Genomic DNA, 21,081 nt, shown 5'->3' with positions numbered 1-21,081 from the left:
GGGGCTATGCTGACTACTGCGTGGCCGAATTCGCTGCCGGGTCTGCCACCGGCGCATCCCCCATATCCAGGGTTCGCACACCAGCACCGTTCAGGAATTCATTAAACATCCAGTCACCCTCGGCATTGCTGATGCCTTCAGGCACGGCGCGCGCGACTTCAGGCTTGCCAGCCAGCGCCACGCGCATGGTATCTATCCAGATAGGCAGGGCAAGGGTAGAACCAAATTCACGGCCACCGAGGCTTTTGGGGTCGTCATAACCCATCCAGGCCACGGCCACCACGTTTGCTGCATAACCGGCAAACCAGCCATCGACGGCATCGCTGGTGGTACCTGTCTTACCTGCCAGGTCGCGACGACCAAGTTTCGCCGTGGCGCTGGCACCTGTGCCGCTGCGCACCACCTCACGCAACATCTGGTCAGTGATGTAGGCATTGCGGGCATCGATGACACGTGACTCTTCCTGCGCTTTGGCAGGTGGCTTGTTTTCAAACAGCACGACGCCTTTGCCATCCACCACCTTGCTGATCAGCCAGGGGTTGACCGCATAACCGCCATTGGCAAATACCGCATAAGCCGATGCCAGTTGCAAGGGTGTCACTGAACCGGTACCCAGTGCCATGGTCAGGTTGGCAGGGTGCTTGTCCTTGTCAAAGCCAAAGCGTGGTAACCATGTCTTGGCATGATCGACGCCGATGGCTTTCAAGATACGCACCGACACCACGTTCTTGGATTGCGCCAGTGCTGTGCGCATGCTGATGGGGCCGTCATATTTACCGTCATCATTACGCGGGTCCCACCGCAGATTGCTGTCTGATGTTTCCGAGAGCTGCACGTCATTGATCAGGGTGCCAGGGTAAAAACCTTTTTCCAGAGCGGCAGAATAAATGAAGGGCTTGATGCTGGAACCAGGCTGACGCCAGGCGCTGGTCACATGGTTGAATTTCTTGCGGTTGTAATCAAAACCACCCACCATGGCGCGGAAAGAACCATCGTCCGCATTCAGCGCCACGAATGAACCTTCGACTTCAGGTATTTGTGTAATCGCCCAGCGTTTTTTTGCGTCCTGCATTACGCGGATGACAGAGCCAGGGCGTATCTTGATGCCCGCCTTGGCTTTTTCTGTCAACGCTGCTGCAGCAAAGCGCAAGCCATCGCCAGTGATTTCTATGCTGTCGCCAGATTGCAGTTCAGCCTTGACGATCTTGCTGGACACCTGGGTCACGACGGCGGCCAATACCTTGTCATTGTCAGGATGCTTGCGCAAGATCTGGTCTATCGCATCGTCGCGTTCATCTTCATCTGCTGGCAAGTCTATATGGGCTTCCGGGCCGTCATAGCCATGGCGCTGGTCATAGGCCATGATGTTGCGGCGCACGGCTTCATAAGCGGCATCCTGCTCGGCCTTGTTGATGGTGGTGTAGACCTTGATACCCTTGGTATAAGTATCTTCCTTGTATTGCGCATAAATACTCTGGCGTACCATCTCGGCCACATAGTCAGCATGGGCATCGAATTGCTGGCCTTTGATGACCTTGATGTCTTCCTTGGCTGCGACTTCCATCTGAGCTTCCGTGATGAAACCATTCCTGACCATGCTCTTCAAGACCAGCAACTGTCTTTGCTTGGTTTTTTCAAAATTGACGGCGGGATTATGTCGCACCGGGTTTTGCGGCACACCCGCCAGCATGGCGGCTTCTGCCAGCGTCAGTTGATCAAGCGATTTGCCAAAGTAGGTTTTTGCTGCACTGGAAAAACCATGGCTGCGTTTGCCCAGAAAAATCTGGTTCATATACAGTTCCAGGATCTGGTCTTTAGTCAATGCATCTTCTATGCGGTAAGTCAGCAAAATTTCTTTCATTTTGCGTTCTACCGATTTTTCATTGGTCAGGAAAAAATTACGTGCCACCTGCATGGTGATGGTCGATGCACCCTGATGAAAACCACCGCGCAAGTCAGCCAAAATGGCGCGCCCGGCACCGATGAATGAGATGCCGCCATGTTCATAAAAGCGCGCATCTTCTATCGACAGCAAGGCGTTTTTCATGACAGCAGGGATTTGCTTGATGGGTACAAAGTCGCGATGCTCTTCACCAAACTCACCGATCAGGGCATTGTCTGCCGTGTAGATGCGCAGCGGGATCTTGGGGCGGTAGTCGGTAACCGCTTCCAGTGTCGGCAGACCTGGTGCGACGACAAAAAATACAAAGGCCAGGCTTGCCAGCAACAGGGTGACACCAACGCTGATGCCAAACACTATCCATTTCTTCATGCTATTCCTTACTCTTCCAGGGTTTGCAGCAGATACAGGCGCTGATAAATGCCTTGATCCACTTGCATTAATTCTTGATGATTACCTTGCTCTGCCAGTTTGCCGTGATTCAACACGATGATGCTGTCAGCATCTCGTATGGTAGATAGCCTGTGGGCAATCGCGATGATGCTGACCTTGCCGCGCAATTCTGTCAGCGCGGTTTGGACTACTTGTTCGGTTTCACTGTCGATATGCGAGGTCGCTTCATCCAGGAACAGGATGCGGGGTTTGCCAGCCAGCGCACGGGCAATTGCCAGCAATTGTTTTTGACCAGTGGAGAGTCGTGCGCCACCTTCGCCCAGCGGCGTATCGTAGCCATTTTCCAGTTGCAAAATAAAATCATGGACGTGTGCCGCCTTGGCAGCAGCGATGATATCTGCCTCGCTGATGTCACGCCCCATGGCGATATTCTCGCGGGCATTGGCCGCCAGCAAAAACGGCTCTTGCGGTACCAGCCCTACCTTCTCGCGGAAGTGCGCATCTGTGACGCTGGCCAGCGGCTGACCATCGACTTCCATGCGGCCAGATTGCGGCGTATAAAAACGCAGCAAGAGACTCAGCAAGGTGGATTTGCCACTGCCAGTATGGCCGACGATGCCATAAAAACTGCCCGCCGGAATATCCAGGCTAAAGTCATTCAAGACTGGCCGTGCGGGATCATAACCAAAACTCACTTTATCGAGCATCAGGTGGCCGTCAGTAATGCGCGCATCGCTGCTGGCCTGTACATGCTGATGTTCGTTCAGCAGCTTGTTGACACGCGCGGCAGAAACCACGGCTTGCTGTATCTGGCCAAACTGCAGGGTGATTTGTATCAGCGGCTCTACTACGCGGGCGATGTAGCTGACAAAGGCATACAGCACACCTATCTCCACACCAGAAAAACTGCGCTGGCTGAAAGTGAAAATTACCACTACCAGCAAGATCGAATTCATCAGGTCCAGTGCCGGGCGCAACAACCAGGCATTGGCGCGCAGTTCATCCAGTCTTGCGGCGTAATGCAATTGGTTGGTCTTGGCAAAGCGTTCACCAAAGCGGCGCTCGGCATTGCTGGCTTGCAGCGTGCTCATGCCATTGATGCTCTCTGCTACCTGGGCATTGATTTCACTGCGCAACTGGCGCGCCTTGCTGACAGCAGGCGCACTCCAGCGCTGGTAAAACCAGACGATGATGATGACCGCCGGTATTAGCATGATGACGATCAGCATCAGCCGCCATTCCAGCCAGGCCATAGCAGTCAGCGCACCAATGACGACGATGGTGCTGTCGAGCATGACGAACAAGACTTGCACATACAGGCTCTTGACGGACTCAGTGTCATTCGTCACGCGGCTCACCAGTTGCCCGGTGATGGCCTTGTCAAAAAAAGCCATGGGCAGGCGCAAGACATGTTCATACACTTGTTCACGCAAGCGCCGCACTGAGCGCATGGCCACGCCAGCCAGCCTGGTCAATTGCAGGTAGCGCAACCAAGTTGCTGCCCAGCCTGATAACACATAGGCAGCCAGCAAGCCTATGACCATGCCCATATCCATCTGATGCGGCAACAGGTAGCGGTCAATAAATGCTTTGCCCAGCAAGGGGCCAACAGCCTCCAGGCCAGCAGCAATAAATAAAAAGAAGATACCCAGCCAGACATGGTGTTTTTCACTGCGGGCTGCGTGCAGCAGCAAATGCACTGCCTGTTTTTTTTCTGACATGGCAGCGGGTAATTTTTTCGTATCAGGCTGCATCCAGGCTTGCTTCCAATTGTTGATAACGCCATTGCGTTGCATACCAGCCATTCAAGTCCAGCAAGGCCTGGTGATTGCCTTGTTCTATGATTTTGCCTTCACGCAAAACCAGGATGTGATTGGCTTCCAGCACCGCACTCAGACGGTGGCTGACGATGACGGCACTGCGTTCAGGATGTTCCTGCCTCAGTTCGGCCAGGTGTTGCAGGATATGCGTTTCGGTTTGCGTATCGACTGCTGACAAGGCATCGTCCAGCAATAATAAAGGGCTGGCCGTCAACAAGGCGCGGGCGATGGCCACGCGCTGTTTTTGGCCGCCAGATAAGGTCACGCCACGCTCACCCACCAGCGTGTCATAGCCATGCGGGAAGCGTTGTATGTCATCATCCACCGATGCCAGTTGTGCTGCCTTCATGACCTCGGCGCGGCTGGCAGCAGGATTGCTGAGCGAGATATTGTCAGCAATCGATGCCGAGAATAAAAATGGCTCTTGCGCCACCCAATTGATAGACAGGCGCAAGGCTAGCAATTTGTAGTCTGCCAGCGCATGCCCACCCCATTGCACCTGGCCTTGTTCTGCCTCGATCTGGCGCAGCAACAAGCGCACCACGCTGGATTTGCCTGAGCCGGTAGGGCCTACTATGCCCAAGGTCTGGCCCGGTGCGATACGCAGGCTGATGTCTTGTAAGGCTGGCCTGGTCTGACCCGGATAGGCAAAGCTGACATTTTCTACAACCAGATCACCGGCAGGTGGCGTGTCCATTTTCCCTTCATCATTGACACTGAGCTCCTGCGTCAATACTGGCTCCAGCCGCGCCCAGGCTGCCTTGCCGCGCTCCAGCAGCGACAAGACCCAGCCCGCAGCAAACATGGGCCAGATCAACTGTCCCAGATACATGGAAAAACTGGTCAGCGCACCGATACTCATTTCACCATGCCAGACCAGGTAACCACCGACGCCCAGCGTCAGCGCACCGGCTGCAGTCAGGGACAGGCCCACAGCCGGTTCATAGGCAGCTTCCCAGCGTTGGGCATTCAGGCTGGCCGCCGCAGCGTTTTCTGCCAGTTCGGCAAACTGCGCTGCGCTGCGTTGTTCCAGGCCCAGGGCGCGCAGGGTACGCACGCCAGACAAGGTTTCCTGCACCTGGTCATTGAGTTTGCTGAAGCGGTCGAGAGAATCGCGTGAAGCATCCTGTATATGATGGGTAATATGCTTGAAGGCCCAGGCCATGAAAGGGAAGGGCAGCAAGGCCGCCAGCGCCAGCCGCCAGTCCACGCCCAGCAGCATCATGCCTATCACCAGGGCAAAGGTCAGGCTGCCGTCAAAACCGGCGAGAGCTGCTTCACCTGCTGCCAGTTCTATGGCGTCAGCATCATTGGTGCCCAGCGCCATCAGGTCGCCAGTTCTTTGCTGTTGGAAAAAACGCGAACCCTGCACGCTCAGTCTTTGATATAACTGGGTACGCAATTGCATGCCCAGTTGATAAGAAGCGGTAAACAATTGCGTGCGCCAGCCTACCCGCAAGAAGTAAATTGCCAGGCCCATGCCCAGTAGCCAGGACAATTCCCACATCAGGCCTATGTTGTCAAAACGCCTTGCCACCATGCCATCGATAATCATACCGACACGGCGTGGTATCAACACCGTCATGACGGCAACGGCAAACAGCATCAGGCCCGCACTGATGTACTGACGCCAGTGCTGGCGGATAAATTGTGCTAAAAGCTGGTACAGACTCATAGATGGTTCAGACCAGTAAGACAGAAAATGGTTGCATGCATCAAATGCAAGTCCTCGATTGATGGCAAAGCAGGAAATGATACAGTATCCTCAAACTTTGACCTCAATGCCTCGCATCCCGGCAGACTTTCGTATAGACATACAGTGTGACTAAATACAGTGTGATGAAATTAAAAGCCCTCCAGTTCACCAGTATTACCTACCGCCTGGTTTTTGCCTGCCTGATGGCGGCAGTGGTGATTTATGGCGGTTCTTATTACCAGATGCGTGCCTTATTACAGCAAGTCATGACGGGCTGGATAAACCAGATCGCGCTGTCCAAACTTGATGCCATAGTGGCAAAACACCAATCCAGCCTGCACCTGATAGCTGAACAAGCCAGCCGCCTGGTGCAAATGGATGAGCGCCTCTACTTGGCCGATCAGAATGGTCTCAAAGTAATTTTGCCCGTCTCGCCCTATGTCAGCAAACTGGCTATTTCTTCCGGCACTAAAGATCAGGAGCATAGTTTTGGCTGGCAAGCTGAGGCAGATGGACAGTCCTGGCAAAGCACAGCGGCAGATGACGATCTATTGAATTCCTGTAATGTTGTTGACGGCCAGCATTATTGGGCCAGGCATGTCCGCACTCAGGTGCTGGTTTTTTGCACTGGGCGATTTATGCAAGGAAAGGTGCTGCAAAGTATTGCCATCCAGATCAATATGCAGCCCTTGTTGCAAGACCTGCAAAACAATTTGCACCTGCTTGATGAGGTTGATCATAGTGTGCAAGGCCACCCTTATGTAGAAAACCAGCTGACTGGCAATTTTATGCTGGGGTTTGAGTTCATTCCCAAAGATATATCTACACGGTCAACTGAGGGTACTGGCAAGGGCCGTGACGTACATTACAAGCGGCAACTGCAGGATATGCCGCTGGTGTATGGCTTTTATTTTCCTGAAGCAGAGTTCCAGGCTTATCTCGGTAAATATTTCATGATAGTCATCTTTTCCATGGGCAAGGACATGCTGCTGATGTGCATCGCCATTGCCCTGGTATCACGGCAGACTACCAGGTCCTTGCGCAGCCTGAGTAAAAGCACGGAAGAAATCGCCCAGGGCAATCTGGATACTGAGCTGACAAAAATCCCCAGGAGCGATGAAGTCGGGCGTCTCTCACGTTCATTCAGGCGCATGCGCGATTCATTGAAGTTGCACATACTGGAATTGCAGGAAGCTACAGCGGCGCGGCAACGCATGGAAAGTGAACTCGCCATCGCTGCCCAGATACAGCAAGCCATGTTGCCCAGTGCTGAAGCCGCCACCGATCCGCGCTACAGCATGAGCACTTTGCTGCAACCAGCCCGGGTAGTTGGTGGTGACCTGTATGATTTTTTCCATGTGGCAGATGAGCGTATCTGCATGGTGATAGGTGATGTCGCCAACAAGGGCATGCCTGCTGCCCTGTTCATGGTGCGCACCCTGAGCCTGATGCGCACACTGGCACACCAGAGCAGCTCACCAGCGGCCCTGTTGTTTGCAGTGAACCGCGAGCTGGCGCAAAACAATTCCGAATGCCGTTTTGTTACCATGTTTTTTGCCATGCTGGACCTGAAAAGTGGCGTGCTGCAGTACGCCAGTGCGGGTCATGATGCGCCGTTGTTGTTACGTGATGGCAAAGTCAGCAAGCTGGCTCTGGAAACCGGCCCAGCACTGGGGCTGGAAGAAGAGGCCAGTTTCCCACAGTTTGAAATTCGCCTGCTTGCTCATGACATCGTCATCATGTACACCGATGGCATCACTGAAGCCAGAAATCAGCATAATGAAGAATTCTCAGAAGCCCGATTACAGACTACAATTAGCCGACAGGCACCGGCATTTGCAGCAGACATTATTCGCAGTGTGACACTGGCGCATCAGCAGTTTATTGCGCAAGCCCCGCAGTTTGACGATTTGACATTATTAAGCATGCAATTTCATCCTGAAGCCAAACGACGCAAACCGGCTTTTGCCGACTGGCAGATCAGCCTCAATGGCCAGTCACTTGCCTATGATCAGGTCAGACCCCGTCTGGCTGGCCTGCTGCATGCGCAGCAAGTCAGTGATGAAGTGGTCGATGACTTGCAATTGATTACTGAAGAAGTATTGGTCAATGTACTCAAGCACGGTGCAACAGACCAGGACCCGGCATCCATACGACTGGACGTGCATTTGCAAGAATCAGAAGTGGTGCTCGACGTGGTCGATAATTCCCATGCTTACAATCCCCTGCATGGCATCAGCCAGCCCGACCTGGAAGTGGATTTTGCCGATCGCCCTGAAGGTGGGCTGGGCCTGTATCTGGTGAATGCCCTGGCGGATCATATTGACTATAACTATGCGCAAGGTCAGAATAATTTGCACATACGTAAATTTCTCGTCAAACCCTGAAGCAAAAATATAAAGACAAGAATATAAAGGACAGACAGTGCTAGAAATTTCCATAGACGAAACGCAGTTGCCAACCGCGAGAATAGATTTGTCTGGCAGCCTTGATACCAGTACCGCTGCCGACCTTGAGCAGTTCTTTGCCAGCAGCGTCAGTGAAGACGTCAAGGTCCTGGTCATGAGCATGGAAGCCTTGACCTTTATCTCCAGCGAGGGTTTGCGGGTGCTGGCCAAGATACGCAAAACCATGCGCAATCATGGCGGCGCGACTTATTTTGTCAACCTTAGCCGCCAGGTGCAAAAGGTATTTGAAATTGTCCGTGCCGCACCCCTGAATGAGATTTTTACCAGTACCACAGAGCTTGACGCTTATCTGGCAGATATGCAGCGCAAGGTCGCCGAAGAGTAATCATGGCGCATGGATAAAACGCTGGTGTTGATGCCAGCGTTTTTTTATTTTTATGGCATTCATTGCGAGAATCTTTTGCTAATTTGCTGACAATTCATCATTAGCCGGATAGAAACATAGAGGTTTACTTCTCCCTCAATATCGCCAGACCGCGATATAATCCGGCTTCACACTGTTGAAAACCCCCACGCTTTTGCAAATAAATCCGGGCTTGATTGCATGGCCCTCTCGTATCACCCATATTCAGGCAAACTCAGTCAAGGCTGCACCTGAACATCTTTTGCAGCAGCTCCCAAACAAAATGCCCGGACAGCCAAAACTGTCATGTAAGGCATAAGGAAATAATATGAAATTGCGCAGTATTTTTCAGGCTGGCGTATTTGCGTCTGCCGCCGTTCTTGCTCAACTGGCATCAGCTGACACTTTGGAACGTATCAAAAAAAACCAGACCATCAATATCGCTTATCGTGAGTCAGCCTTGCCTTTCTCCTATTTATCAGAAAGCAAAGCACCGGTTGGCTACACCATCGATATTTGCAAGAAAATGGTCGATGCGCTCAAGAAGGAATTGAAGCTGCCACAATTGAAAATCAATTTTGTCCCTGTGACGGCAGATAACCGCATTCAGGCCATGACATCTGGCCAGACGGATATGGAATGTGGTTCAACCAGCAACACTACAGACCGCAGGAAGCTCGTTGATTTCACCATACCGCATTTCTTTTCCACTTTGCGCATGATGGTGAATACCAATTCAGGCATCAAGAACTGGACAGATTTGAAGGATAAGAAAGTCGTCTTCACCAAGGGTACCTCCACCGATAAATTCATACTGGAGCGTGACAAGGTGCGTGCCCTGCATATGGCACTGGTGGAAGGCAAAGATCACAGCGATTCTTTCAATATGCTGGAGAACGGTCAGGTCAATGCCTTTGCCCAGGATGAGGCAATCTTGTTTGGCTTGAAAGCCAGGGCCAAAGACCCCGCCAAGCTGATGATCGTCGGTGACCCATTGGCATCTGAAGCTTATGCCATCATGTTGCCCAAAGGTGACGTCGCATTCAAGAAAATCATAGATGTAGAGATGGCGCGTTTGATGGCCGATGGTGAAATCACCAGGCTGTATGAGAAGTGGTTCACTAAAGCCATACAACCAAACAATATGAACCTGGCCTGGCCCATGGGTTCTCTGTTGAAGGAAACCATACGCTTTCCTTCAGATAAAGTGAATTAAGCTGCTCACTGCTTATCTAACTGCTTATTTATGCATGCTTACCAACCCGGGATATTTGCCTGGGTTTTTTTATTGGTATTGCTCAAATGTCTAAATGCAATCAGTAGGACTTACGCAAAACTGCCCCAGCTGCGTTGCAGCTCCTAGCCGTACTAAAGTACTGTCTTCGTCGCTACGGAGCAGTCGGGGTTTCAGGCAGCATGCTGCCTGCCGACGTAACGAATCTCCCTTGCAAGGGAGATTTTCCAAGCAAGGCCTTGCTGGAACAGTTTTGCGTAAGTCCTGATCATATATTAAATCATGATATTGAGCAAAATGAATGAATTTTTGATTGTTGTTGCGTAGAAATATTCCTATAATCCCGGCCTGCGGTGTTTTATAAACCGCAACTGAAATCGGGTTCACTTTTGTCTGGCAAGAATCGCGCAGTATTTTTCCATCAGTGCGACAGCATATGATTTTGCTATTGAAGTAGCATCGCTCCTCATTTCCTTGCCCTGATTTCCCCCCCTCAGTTCTTTATCATCCTCACTACTCCAACCGGGTTAAGGAAGTCGCATGAAATTTCGTCGCTTTATCAAGGCAAGTTTAATTTTTTCAGGATGTATGCTGGCGCAGCTATCCTCTGCAGCCGATACACTTGAGCGTATCAAAAAAACCAATACGATCAACATCGCATTCAGGGAAGCCTCGCTCCCATTTTCTTATCTGTCAGAGAATAAAACACCGATCGGCTACTCGATTGATATCTGCATGAAAATTGTCGATGCCGTGAAAAAAGAATTGAAGCAAGGGCAGTTGAAGATCAACTACATCCCCGTCACTTCAGATACACGTATGGAGGTGATGACTTCTGGCAAGGCAGATATCGAATGTGGTTCTACCGCCAATAATGCAGAACGACGCACAAAAGTAAATTACACGCTCCCTCATTTCTTTGCCACGATACGCATGATGGTCTTCGCAGATTCCGGCATCAAGAACTGGCAGGATCTGAAAGATAAAAAAGTGGTGGTGACCAAAGGTACCTCCACAGATAAATTTTTGCTGGAAAGAGATAAAGTGCGCTCCCTGCATATGAAAATGGTGGAGAGCAAAGATCATACTGAATCTGTCAGCATGCTGGAAAACAAGCAGGTCGATGCATTTGCACAGCATGATGCAATCCTGGCTGGCTTCAAGGCAAAGTCCAAGCTTCATGACAAACTGGTCATCGTCGGTGACCCACTGTCTTCAGAAGCTTATGCGATGATGCTCCCCAAGGGCGATGCCGCTTTCAAGAAGCTGGTCGATATGGAGATGGTGCGCATGATGACAGAGGGTGAACTGACTAAACTCTATGAGAAATGGTTTACAAAACCGGTACAGCCGAATGGTGTTAACCTGGCCTTGCCCATGAGCATCTTGTTGCGAGAAACCATACGCTTCCCGTCGGATAAAGTCGATTAAGCGAAAAAAAGCAGCCGAACTGGCTGCTTTTTTCATCGTACCTGACTCAATTAATTGATTAATTAATTAATGCACTTGTACTGCATCATTGTCACGCTTGAGCATATTCCACAAGAAGGTATAAGTAATCGCACTCATGTCGGCGCGTTGAGCATTGTTTGCTGCACCACCGTGGCCGCCTTCCGTGTTTTCGTAATACCAGACATTCTTGTGGCCCTGATCCATCATCTTGGCAGCCATTTTGCGAGCGTGACCAGGATGTACGCGGTCATCTCGGGTAGAAGTGATGAACAGCACATTAGGATAAGTCACACCTGCCTTGACGTTCTGGTAGGGAGAGTATTTAGAGATGTAATCCCATTCTGCAGGCACATCCGGGTTGCCATATTCACCCATCCATGAGGCTCCTGCCAGCAACTGGTTAAAGCGGCGCATATCCAGCAAAGGCACCTGGCTGACCACTGCATTGAACAGGTCAGGACGCTGGGTCAAGGCTACACCGGCCAGCAAGCCGCCGTTACTACCACCCATGGCACCCAGGTGTTTAGGGCTGGTGATCTTGCTGGCAATCAGGTCTTCTGCCACTGCAGCAAAGTCATCATAGGCGCGTTGACGGTTTTCTTTCAATGCCAGTTGATGCCAGCGCGGGCCAAACTCACCACCACCACGGATATTGGCAACCACATACACGCCGCCTTTTTCCAGCCAGCTCTTGCCCAGGCCACCGGAATACGAAGGCATCATGGAAATCTCGAAGCCGCCGTAGCCATATAACAGGGTAGGATTATTGCTATCGAATTTCACATCCTTGCGACGCACGACAAAATAAGGCACCTTGGTACCATCTTTGGATGTCGTGAATTTTTGCGTGGTTTCATAGGCGCTGGCATCAAAGAAGCTTGGTGCAGACTTCAGCAGTTCGCGCTTGTCATTGCCTGCATGGGCCATCATGTAGACGCTAGGCGTCAGGTAATCAGAATAGCTGAGCAGGTAATCATCAGAATTTTCTGCATCGATGCCACTCACACCAACTGCACCCAGGGTAGGCAGGCTGACCTGGCGAGCAGACCATTTGCCGCCGTCGAATTTCCATTCTTTCAGGTTGCTCTTGACGTTATCCAGGGTTTGCAACAACAGATAATTTTTCGTGATGGTAGCGCCACTATAAGAGGTAGTGTCGCTAGGTTCAAATAAGACGGTGAACTCACGGTTGCCCTTCATGAAGGCATCAAAATCGATGGCCAGTACACTGCCGGATGCGTAAGTCTTGCCGCCGACATTCCAGGCTTCACGCGGGGTGATCACGGCTTGTTTATCAAAGAAATACAGATTGCTCTTGGCTGGTACATCGAGCTTGGTCAGTTTGTCACCTTCCTTCAGATATTGTTCTGAAGTGTAGAAAGTGATCTGGCGGTTCACAAGTTCCCTGTGTATGCCTTTATGGTCGCTGGAATTGGCACCCACAGCCATATCGGTTTTCTGGCCTTCGAACAGGGTCTTGGCGGCAGACAATTCCGTGCCGCGTTTCCATTCCTTGACGACGCGTGCATAGCCAGAATCTGTCAGTGTGCCTGCACCAAAGTCAGTGGCTACAAACAGGGTATCTTTATTGACCCAGTCCAGATTCATTTTTGCTTCTGGCAGGCTGAAGCCACCTTTGACGAAGGACTTGCTGGCCAGGTCAAATTCACGGGTAACAATCGCATCGGCACCACCGCGTGACAACTCGATCAGGCAACGGTCATACACGGGTTCGCGGCATACGCTGCCCTTGTATACCCAGTTTTCATTTTCTGCTTTAGCCAGGGCATCAACATCCAGTACGACTTCCCATTTAGGTTGGGCTTTCTTGTATTCTTCCAGAGTGGTTTTACGCCAGACACCACGCTGGTGTTCTGCATCCATCCAGTAGTTGTAGACGGCGTCGCCCATTTTGCGTATGCCAGGGATACGGTCTTTGGAGTCCAGTACGACTTGCAAATCAGCTTTCAGTTTATTGAAGCCAGCGTCGTTGTCGAGTTTGCTGCGGGTGACCTTGTTCTGGTCCTTGACCCAGCCCAGGGCCTTGTCACCGGTGACGTCTTCCAGCCACTGGTGTTTGTCTTCTGCCTGGGCCAGCGCCAAGCTGCTTGCACCTACCATGCACAGCGCCGCGATCAGTTTCAATTGTGGTTTCATTGCTTTCCTTATTGTTGGACAGGCCGTCTCAGCCTGGTATTTTTCTCACAGTCGGCTATTGGTTATATAGATAGCCAGTAATTGACCTCGTGAGCAGGCGTTTGGTTCAGCGCGCCCGTCAAGGATTCTAAAGCCATGCTTTCCGATAGTGCGACGTGATTTATATGATGATACAAAACTAAGTTTTGCTTTTTGGATAAAAACTGTTGATGTCGTCGGATTATTATTTTTTTAATAATTTATTGAGAATTATGCAGACTGCCACGTCGCTTGATTTACCATGCGTCAGCTACGTCATTCCGGCATGTTCCTGGCCGGAATCCAGCGTCTTTGTCTTTGTTGCCGGCCTACGCATTCCCCCGCTGCAAGCTCAACACAAAACTCACTCCCTGATCCACATTCTGCACACTGATAGTCCCACCCATCTTCGCCATATAGGTCTTGGCCACAAACAGCCCCTGGCCCCGGTTGCCATTCGCGCCCGAGTCATGCTGGTCCGACACACCATATTCAAAAATCTTGTCGATCAAATCCTCTGCTATATGCGGGCCATTGTTATGAATAGTAATCGTCGCCGCAGTCTCACTGTTCTGCAACCTGATACTGATAGAACTACCAGGCTTGCGATAGCGCTGGGCATTGCGCAAGACATGGGTGACGACATCCTCAAGCGAATATTCATCGGCCTTGACCATGATCACTTCATCCGGCCCCTGATAGACTACATCCGGTATGTCCACCATGGGCGCATTGTCGGCCACGTTTTTGAGGAATAGCGTGATATCAATTTCACTGACTTGCAAAACCGTTGATTGAAATGCCTCGCTCGGCGAAGCACTGCCATACAGCACACGTATGGCTTGCTGCATGCGGCTGATGTAGCGATTACTCTGGTCATCTGCCGTGCCATGCAAGGCCATCAGGGACTGCAGCGGCGACATGATTTCATGGCCCACTGCATGCCACATTTCTTTCTCCTGTTCCGTGCGTATGGTTTCGCGCTCTACGTCCTCCTTTACGCGGCGCAGCAAGTCATGCAGGCAACTGGCCAGCACGCCCAGTTCATCCGGGCTGCGCAAATCGCTGACGTCGAATTGTTCCAGCTCACCTGCACCTTTCATGGTTTTGGACAGCGACACGGCGCGTCTGGTCAGCAGGGTAATGCGCCTGATAATGCTGACCTCGATCAATAGCCAGGCCAGCGTCAGCGCCAGCAACATCGCACCGACGAACCAGGACACGCGGCTCGCAACCACGCTCAGGCTTTTGCTGACACTGCGCACATCGCCCTTCAGCAAGACTTCATAATTGGCCAGCGGTGTGCTGATGGTTTCGCGGCTTTCTAGCGGGACATCATATTCATCGACAGGCAGGCGGCGTATCAGGCGGGTGATGATATTCCATGATTCATCGCTTTGTTCAAAGGCACCCGTCAGGTTGATCAGGTCATCCTTGTTATCCTTGCTGTCTTGAGCATCACGCTTGCGTATGCGCAGGGTTTCACCAGGCAAGAGGTTGCCTTGCAAATCCTTGAGGGAGAATGGTGTCGCAGTCGGCGTATTCTTGCTGTCGAGCAGGGCAGTGTCAGAATCCGGTGGCAGTACGGACAGGCTGACTTCCATCTGGTCCAGGTCTTGTGGCGGCCAGACCGGGCGCTTCTTTTCAAACAGGGCTTCCTGCAAGACCGGTATCGGCAGGCGCAGTGAGAAGAAGGTATTCTTTTGGCAGTCAGCATCCTTGTCGTCCAGGTCAGCCTGGTTGCAGATCGCCTGTTGCCAGGCCCAGCCACGGAAGTCTTTTACCGGGCGCGCATTCGGCCTGTTGGCTTCGCTTTCATTAAAGCCGGTCCAGCGCCCGCGCACGCCCTGGTTTTGCCTGGCGGGTGCAATCTCTTCTTCAAACGGTGCTATCCAGCGATATGTCTGGCCGCGCAGGCTGACACTGACTTTCAGCCTGTGCGCCTGTGTCAGGCTTTCATTGCCACGCTTGTGCGACACCAGTTGGCTGCTATTGAAATTACCCGCTATATAGATAAAGCCGCCCGCCCAGGGGTTATTGCCTATGCCGCTACAGAGTGCACCTTCATTACCATACTGGACAAGGCAACCTGACATGGCGATCGCTTGCTGTACCTTGTTCTGGTCGTCAAAATCAATTGCAGAATACGGCAACAACAGCGGACGCAAGGAAGCCCGTTTGTTGTCAGCAGGAGGATTCAATAGCGCCAGTTGACCGGCAGGGTGGCGCAGTGTGGCCGATATCTGCAAGCGGGTTTTATTGAAATTGCTTTGATAATTGTTATAGCTGAGCTGCTTTTCCTGCTGCAAGACAGACAGCGCCAACCCCACGGTTGCCAGCGCCAGTAATAGAAAAACGCCGCGAAATAATATCCGCAGCCGGTAAGTCGCCAGCAAGAACTTGCCCATCTCAGCTTCTGCCCGCGTCGTCATCCACCCATCTGAAACCGCGCATGGGGACGTTTTCTATGCATTCAAAGTCGGGATCAATCTCGCGGAAGGCATCGCGTATGGTCGATACATGCTTGCGTATATTGTCGCGATTGCGACCGCTCTTGACAACTTCATACAGGTCTTCATACGACACCACCTGGCCACGGCGGGCAAACAAGGCCGCCAGTATGCGTTGCGCAGTCAGCGGCAGGTTGATGCGCTGGCCGCGCCAGATAGGGGTGCGCTGGCGCAAGGGGTCCATGCTGAGCTGGTCGGCCGCCGGGCTTTTTGCGGCTTCTTTATAGGCTGCGCTCTGGCTCTCTTTATGCTGCTTGCGTTCTTTGACCGAGCGCAGCATTTCCAGAAAGGTTTCGATGAAATCAGCTTCTTCAAAGGTCGCTTTTTGCAGATAATCCCATGCATCCAGTGCTTTCATGATGCTGCGGTAGATGGTGGCTGGCATGGCAGACACTACCAGCACCGGCGTTGCATGCTGTTTGTTGATGGCATTGATGATGGCAACGCCAGCATGGCGCTCGCGCCCCAGTTCTATGTCCAGCACCACCAGGTCATAGTTTTCACGTGCGATGGCGGCTTCGGCATCGTCACGGCTGAACCACTGGTCTATCTGTATGCCCGGCTTTGCTGCTTCTATCCAGGTTTTTAGCTGATTACTGGTGGGCAGATCGTCTTCGATGACAGCTACTTTGACCACGGTTTTCTCCTGCGATGTATTCAATAACCGCAGTATCCACGCTTTCGCCGTAAATGTCATAAAGCCGCTGTGAGTTTTTCTTCACACGCGGCAAGGCTTATTCCAGGCGCGGAATAAATAGCTTGCCACAGTGATATTTCTGCCCCCGCCGCAGCATTGTATGTTCCGCGCGGTACAGCGCATGATGTGTCTCAGGGAAGCAGGGCAAACGCCACTGCACTAACCCTAAGAACCTGTTACTACCTCATTGGAGAGCCATCATGTCTGACCGTATCAAATCCCTGGTACAAGCCGTAAGATCCACTCTGTCTTCCGTTTTCAGCAAAAGCGCATCGGGAATCAAAGCCGGGGCCAGGGTCACGACAGAATCAGGCATGTTCAGCAAAGTCACTTTCAAGCGTCTGGTAGTGCTCAGCCTGGTAGGTGGTGCCGTGTATGCGATCAGTACCCACCCGCCGATCAAACATATCCCGCGTGGTGACGTGGGTGTGCGTATCAACCAGTTGACCGGTCATGCCGATCAGGTGCGTGACGGTGCCCTGATTGTCGTACCCGGCTTGCATGAGTTGCGCCTGTTCAGCCTGCAAGACCAGTTATACAAACCCACACGCAGCAGCCGTGCCGACGGCGAAGCACCGTTCCAGTCGGTAGAAGGCTTGTCACTCGGTGTAGACCTGAGCATACGTTATGCCGTTGACCCGACCAAGCTGACCAATATGTCCACCAGCCTGCCAGAGAACATCAATACCGACATCGTTGAACCGGCAGTGCAGGGCGTCATCTACAAGGCATTCACCTTGTATACAGTACGCGAAATATTTTCCAGCAAGCGTGCAGAAATCCAGAAGCAGATAGAAGCTGAATTAAAACCCAAACTGGCGGCTGACGGCATCATCCTGCGCAGCGTGATGATGGGCAAGGTCGATCTGCCTGCCGACTATAAGCGCGGCATGGAAAAACTGCTGGCCGAAGAACTGGAAAGCGAAAAAATGCGCTATACGCTGGAACTGAAAGACAAGCAGGTAAAACAAACTGCGCTGGAAGGCGATGCCGACAAGATCAAACGCGAAAAAGCGGCTGAAGCTGCCGGCAATGAACAAATCATCGCCGCCAAAGCGCAAGAAGAAGCCATGAAGCACGTCTTGCCGTTCAAGCAAAAACAGATAGAACAGCGCCAGTTTGAAGCCGAGGCAGAAAAGGTCTCGCGTATCAAAACATCTGAAGGTACAGCCCAGGCACGCATCATCGAAGCCCAGGGTGAAGCTGATTCACGCCGCAAACTGGCAGATGCCGAAGCCTATAGACAAGACCTGGTCGGCAAGGTCGCCAGCTCACAACTAGAACGTGATGGTGCCTTGCTGACCAAGCACCCTTTGCTGATACAAAAAACCATGGCTGATAAATTGTCAGACAAGATTTCCGTCATCATCGCCCCATCACCAACAGATGGCAGCTTCATTGGTGCTGCATTGCTGGGTAGCGGCAAGAACAACAAGCAAGCTATGCAAAAAGTAGCTACCGAAGCTGAAACAGAAACCACTAACGAAAACAAAGAGAGCCAATAATCATGTTTGCTACTTTAGCTGCTGTCGCCGTGCTCGCTGTCGTCACCCAAGACCAGGCACAATTGCGCGCCGCCCCCAAGGACGGCGCACAACAACAGGCCATACTCTGGCAAGGCGACAGCCTGGAAATCCGTGGTGAAAAACTCGACTACCTGCAAGTGTATGACCACAGGCGCGAACGTGCTGGCTATATCAAGACATCACAAGTCCGCCTGGTGTCCATGCAGCCTGATGATGCACCGGATGCCTTCGCCGTCATCCGCTTCCTGCGCGATACGCCGGGTGCAGAATCGCTGGGCATAAGCTATACCGCTGCTTATTTGAAAGCCGCACCAGCGAGTGCTATCGGTGCAGAAGCTTTTGATGCACTCGGCAGCATGGCAGAACGCCTGGCCAGACGCGCATCGAGCAAACAGCCCAAGCAAAATGAAGCCACCATTGCCGCCCATCTGGAAGTGGTTGCCAATTACGGCATCAACATCAAAGGCTATGAACGCGAAGGCCGCATGCAACTCTGCTACGACGGCGAAGCCTTCCGCCGCGTGCTGGCCATGAATGCTACCGCAGACCAAAAAGCCCGTGCCGCATTAGCTTTGACCAGACAGGATTGCATAGATCCCACCATGCGCCCGACCGAGCGCTATGCCCTCGACCAGTGGCGTGCCGATGTACTCGACAAGGTCAATACCACCAGCCTGCCGGAGTATCTGAAAAACCGCATGCGTATGCGCAAGGCCAGCGTCTGGTCTAGCATCGCCTTCCAGCGCGCCCGCAAAGGCGAGAAAGCAGATGATGCCGCCAACCGCGCATTGACAGAACTGGCCGCCGTCAATAAAGAAGAATTCGCCGATGAAGATGTGTATGCCTATGCCGACGCTGGTGTACGTGCAGGCACAACGCGCTGGGCTGCTGAAGCTGCAGTCATCCCAAAACCTGGCCTGAACATCATCACAGCTCCAGGTCAGCCAGGTGAAACCTGCGTCATGCTGACTGATGCCAAGCATGACATCAAAACCCCGCTGGCAAAGCGCTGCACTTATAGCGTGGTCTGGGCCGCATCTGCCCGCGCCAATGCACAAAACACTGCACTGACTCTCGCTGTACAACCCATGGAAAACTGGCGCGAACTCTGGTTATTCCACCAGACCAGCCAGGGCTGGATTATCGACATCCTGCCTCCCGCGAATAGTGACCCTGATCTTGGCTATGCAGAATTCGCAGGCTGGGTGCCCGGCACCAACAAGATGCTGGTAGCACGCGAAGCCAAGGTCGAAGGCCGTTTCAAGAAGAGCTTTGAAGTCGTCAGCATGGACAGCCTGCAAGTTGAAAATTATGCCGACAAGCCGGGTTCTTTGAGCGTGTTCTACAAGTGGCAAGACCCGGCGTGGAAAAGGCAGACCATCAGTTTGAGGTGAGATATTTGTAGTGATCGCAGTAGCAGCAATCAGTAGCAATGAGCAGTAGCAATGAGCAGTTGAAGCAAAGCAGGCTTTCATTCGAACGATACTTATACATTTATATCATTATCAGGAGTTTTGCCATGAATTTCAAATTAGCGTCCGTCGTTCTGTTATTCGCCAACAGCATCGTTTTTGCACAGGATGTGTCGCCCAAGATGCAATTGCCTGACTGGGCAAACAAGCAGCTTGATGGCTTGTCCAAGCAAGAATCTATCGAAGTCAACAGCCGCATCAATCCCTTTGTCTGGCGCGGCAATTTTCTGGGTGCTGGCAAGGGCGATCTGGCGGTCCTGGTCAAGGACAGCAAGAGTAATAAAGAGGGCATCGTCTTTTTGTCGCATGGCAAAGCCAAACCTGTCATCGTTGGTGCAGGACATGCGACAGGCAATGGTGGCGACGACTTTTCATGGCTGGAACTTTGGTATGTTGAAGATAAAGGCTCGCAACCGCACAGCTACCATGCCAAGCCTGTCAAATTGCAGAACGATGGCATCGTAGTCGCGAAAGAAGGCTCCGCCAGCGGCTTGATTTATTTGAAGTCTGGTAAAGCAGTTTGGCAGCAGCAAGGGGACTGATTTTTGCACATGCACGTGAATGAGAGAGGATTTAAAACGAATGTCTGGACATCAGAACGATGTCCAGGCGCTGGATGACAACTCTTTGATGACCTGGTCGCTTTACATGAGCAAGGAGCGATCAGCGTAGTTCAGGATAAGCAATTTCAAGCGCCCGCACTCGCGGCGCGCGATCCTAGCAGAAAAGTGTTAAATAGTCTTTGGGCATGTCAAAAATATATTTTTAACATATTTTGACATTTCCCCAGAACTTTCATTTATGCTATTGATCAGTGCACAGGGTAAGTGCTTTTTTGAAATATTGCCGCATATAAACGAAGATGACAGAAAAATCGCAACAGTTTGCAGTGAATAAGGTGGGTAATGAGTAATTCCAGCCCCTTGTTTCGTCCTGAAGTGACAGCAGCATTAGGTAGTCAATGGATGGGTTCCATCCGCCTGGCCCAGCCGCTTTCCGCTGCACTGATCGCGATTGTCGCCCTGATCATTGCTGCAGTTCTGATCGCCTACATTACCTTTGGCAGCATCACCAAAAAAGCCCGCGTCACTGGCATTACAGTACCCGTAGGCGGCCAGCTCAGCGTAGCTGCACCCAATGCAGGTATCTTGCTGACGACCCATGTCAAGGAAGGCGAACAAGTCAAACCCGGGCAAATCCTGTTCACGCTCAGCACAGAACGCCAGAACAGCCAGGGTGAAATCACGGCCCTGGTAGCCCAGCAACTGGCCAGCCGTGCCGACAGTATGGCTGCAGAACAAAGACTGCGCCAAAGCCAGTACCAGGAAAAAAAGCAGGCCCTGCAACAAAGACTGGCGAACCTGGCACAAGAACATACCCAGCTTGAACAAGAAC

General features: G+C 52.0%; 14 protein-coding genes. 8 read left to right on the top strand and 6 right to left on the bottom strand.

Annotated features, from left to right (window positions below; all coding sequences use genetic code 11):
- Positions 1-13: 13 nt before the first annotated feature.
- The 3 genes from ACO0LD_RS30085 to ACO0LD_RS30075 are packed head-to-tail and all read right to left on the bottom strand — an operon-like array spanning position 14 to position 5,788.
- Positions 14-2,272: a penicillin-binding protein 1A gene (locus ACO0LD_RS30085; RefSeq protein WP_423012909.1), complete on the bottom strand. Its 2,259-nt coding sequence runs from the start codon at positions 2,270-2,272 to the stop codon at positions 14-16.
- A gap of 8 nt (positions 2,273-2,280) precedes the next feature.
- Positions 2,281-4,047, bottom strand: coding sequence for an ABC transporter ATP-binding protein (locus ACO0LD_RS30080; protein WP_423012950.1), 1,767 nt, complete (start codon positions 4,045-4,047; stop codon positions 2,281-2,283).
- On the bottom strand, positions 4,037-5,788 hold the full coding sequence (locus ACO0LD_RS30075; RefSeq protein WP_423012907.1) for an ABC transporter ATP-binding protein: 1,752 nt from the start codon (positions 5,786-5,788) through the stop codon (positions 4,037-4,039). The genes ACO0LD_RS30080 and ACO0LD_RS30075 overlap by 11 nt, the downstream gene beginning before the upstream one ends.
- A 164-nt stretch (positions 5,789-5,952) precedes the next feature.
- Between ACO0LD_RS30075 and ACO0LD_RS30070 the strand changes: the two genes are divergently transcribed.
- The 4 genes from ACO0LD_RS30070 to ACO0LD_RS30055 all read left to right on the top strand — a co-directional run bounded on the left by ACO0LD_RS30070 (position 5,953) and on the right by ACO0LD_RS30055 (position 11,285).
- Positions 5,953-8,196, top strand: a complete 2,244-nt coding sequence (locus tag ACO0LD_RS30070; RefSeq protein ID WP_423012905.1) for an ATP-binding SpoIIE family protein phosphatase — start codon at positions 5,953-5,955, stop codon at positions 8,194-8,196.
- Between the two features lie 37 nt (positions 8,197-8,233).
- Entirely contained in the window at positions 8,234-8,602 is a 369-nt protein-coding gene (locus ACO0LD_RS30065; protein WP_423012903.1) for an STAS domain-containing protein, read from the top strand.
- Between the two features lie 346 nt (positions 8,603-8,948).
- A complete protein-coding gene (locus tag ACO0LD_RS30060) occupies positions 8,949-9,836 on the top strand; it encodes an amino acid ABC transporter substrate-binding protein (protein ID WP_423012901.1) in 888 nt (295 codons plus the stop codon).
- Positions 9,837-10,394: 558 nt separating this feature from the next.
- Positions 10,395-11,285 (top strand): amino acid ABC transporter substrate-binding protein, encoded by an 891-nt coding sequence (locus ACO0LD_RS30055; protein ID WP_423012899.1) that lies wholly within the window; start codon positions 10,395-10,397, stop codon positions 11,283-11,285.
- Positions 11,286-11,351: 66 nt separating this feature from the next.
- Here the strand turns inward: ACO0LD_RS30055 and ACO0LD_RS30050 are convergent, their stop codons facing one another.
- From ACO0LD_RS30050 to ACO0LD_RS30040, 3 genes are all read right to left on the bottom strand, one after another.
- Entirely contained in the window at positions 11,352-13,463 is a 2,112-nt protein-coding gene (locus tag ACO0LD_RS30050; protein ID WP_423012897.1) for a prolyl oligopeptidase family serine peptidase, read from the bottom strand.
- Between the two features lie 347 nt (positions 13,464-13,810).
- Positions 13,811-15,913, bottom strand: coding sequence for a sensor histidine kinase (locus tag ACO0LD_RS30045; protein WP_423012895.1), 2,103 nt, complete (start codon positions 15,911-15,913; stop codon positions 13,811-13,813).
- A complete protein-coding gene (locus ACO0LD_RS30040; protein WP_423012893.1) occupies positions 15,891-16,628 on the bottom strand; it encodes a response regulator transcription factor in 738 nt (245 codons plus the stop codon). The genes ACO0LD_RS30045 and ACO0LD_RS30040 overlap by 23 nt, the downstream gene beginning before the upstream one ends.
- A gap of 260 nt (positions 16,629-16,888) precedes the next feature.
- Between ACO0LD_RS30040 and ACO0LD_RS30035 the strand changes: the two genes are divergently transcribed.
- From ACO0LD_RS30035 to ACO0LD_RS30020, 4 genes are all read left to right on the top strand, one after another.
- A complete protein-coding gene (locus ACO0LD_RS30035) occupies positions 16,889-18,193 on the top strand; it encodes an SPFH domain-containing protein (RefSeq protein ID WP_423012891.1) in 1,305 nt (434 codons plus the stop codon).
- On the top strand, positions 18,190-19,608 hold the full coding sequence (locus ACO0LD_RS30030) for a hypothetical protein (protein WP_423012948.1): 1,419 nt from the start codon (positions 18,190-18,192) through the stop codon (positions 19,606-19,608). The genes ACO0LD_RS30035 and ACO0LD_RS30030 overlap by 4 nt, the downstream gene beginning before the upstream one ends.
- 125 nt (positions 19,609-19,733) lie before the next feature.
- The gene (locus ACO0LD_RS30025) at positions 19,734-20,228 is read left to right on the top strand and encodes a hypothetical protein (RefSeq protein ID WP_423012889.1); all 495 of its coding nucleotides are present in this window, start codon (positions 19,734-19,736) and stop codon (positions 20,226-20,228) included.
- Positions 20,229-20,591: 363 nt separating this feature from the next.
- Positions 20,592-21,081 (top strand): biotin/lipoyl-binding protein (locus ACO0LD_RS30020; RefSeq protein ID WP_423012887.1); only part of this gene is annotated, 490 nt, incomplete at its 3' end.

This window comes from Undibacterium sp. Ji83W (assembly GCF_049340385.1).
In the GTDB taxonomy this organism is placed as follows: Bacteria; Pseudomonadota; Gammaproteobacteria; order Burkholderiales; family Burkholderiaceae_D; genus Undibacterium.
This window is presented reverse-complemented; position numbering and strand designations above follow the sequence as displayed.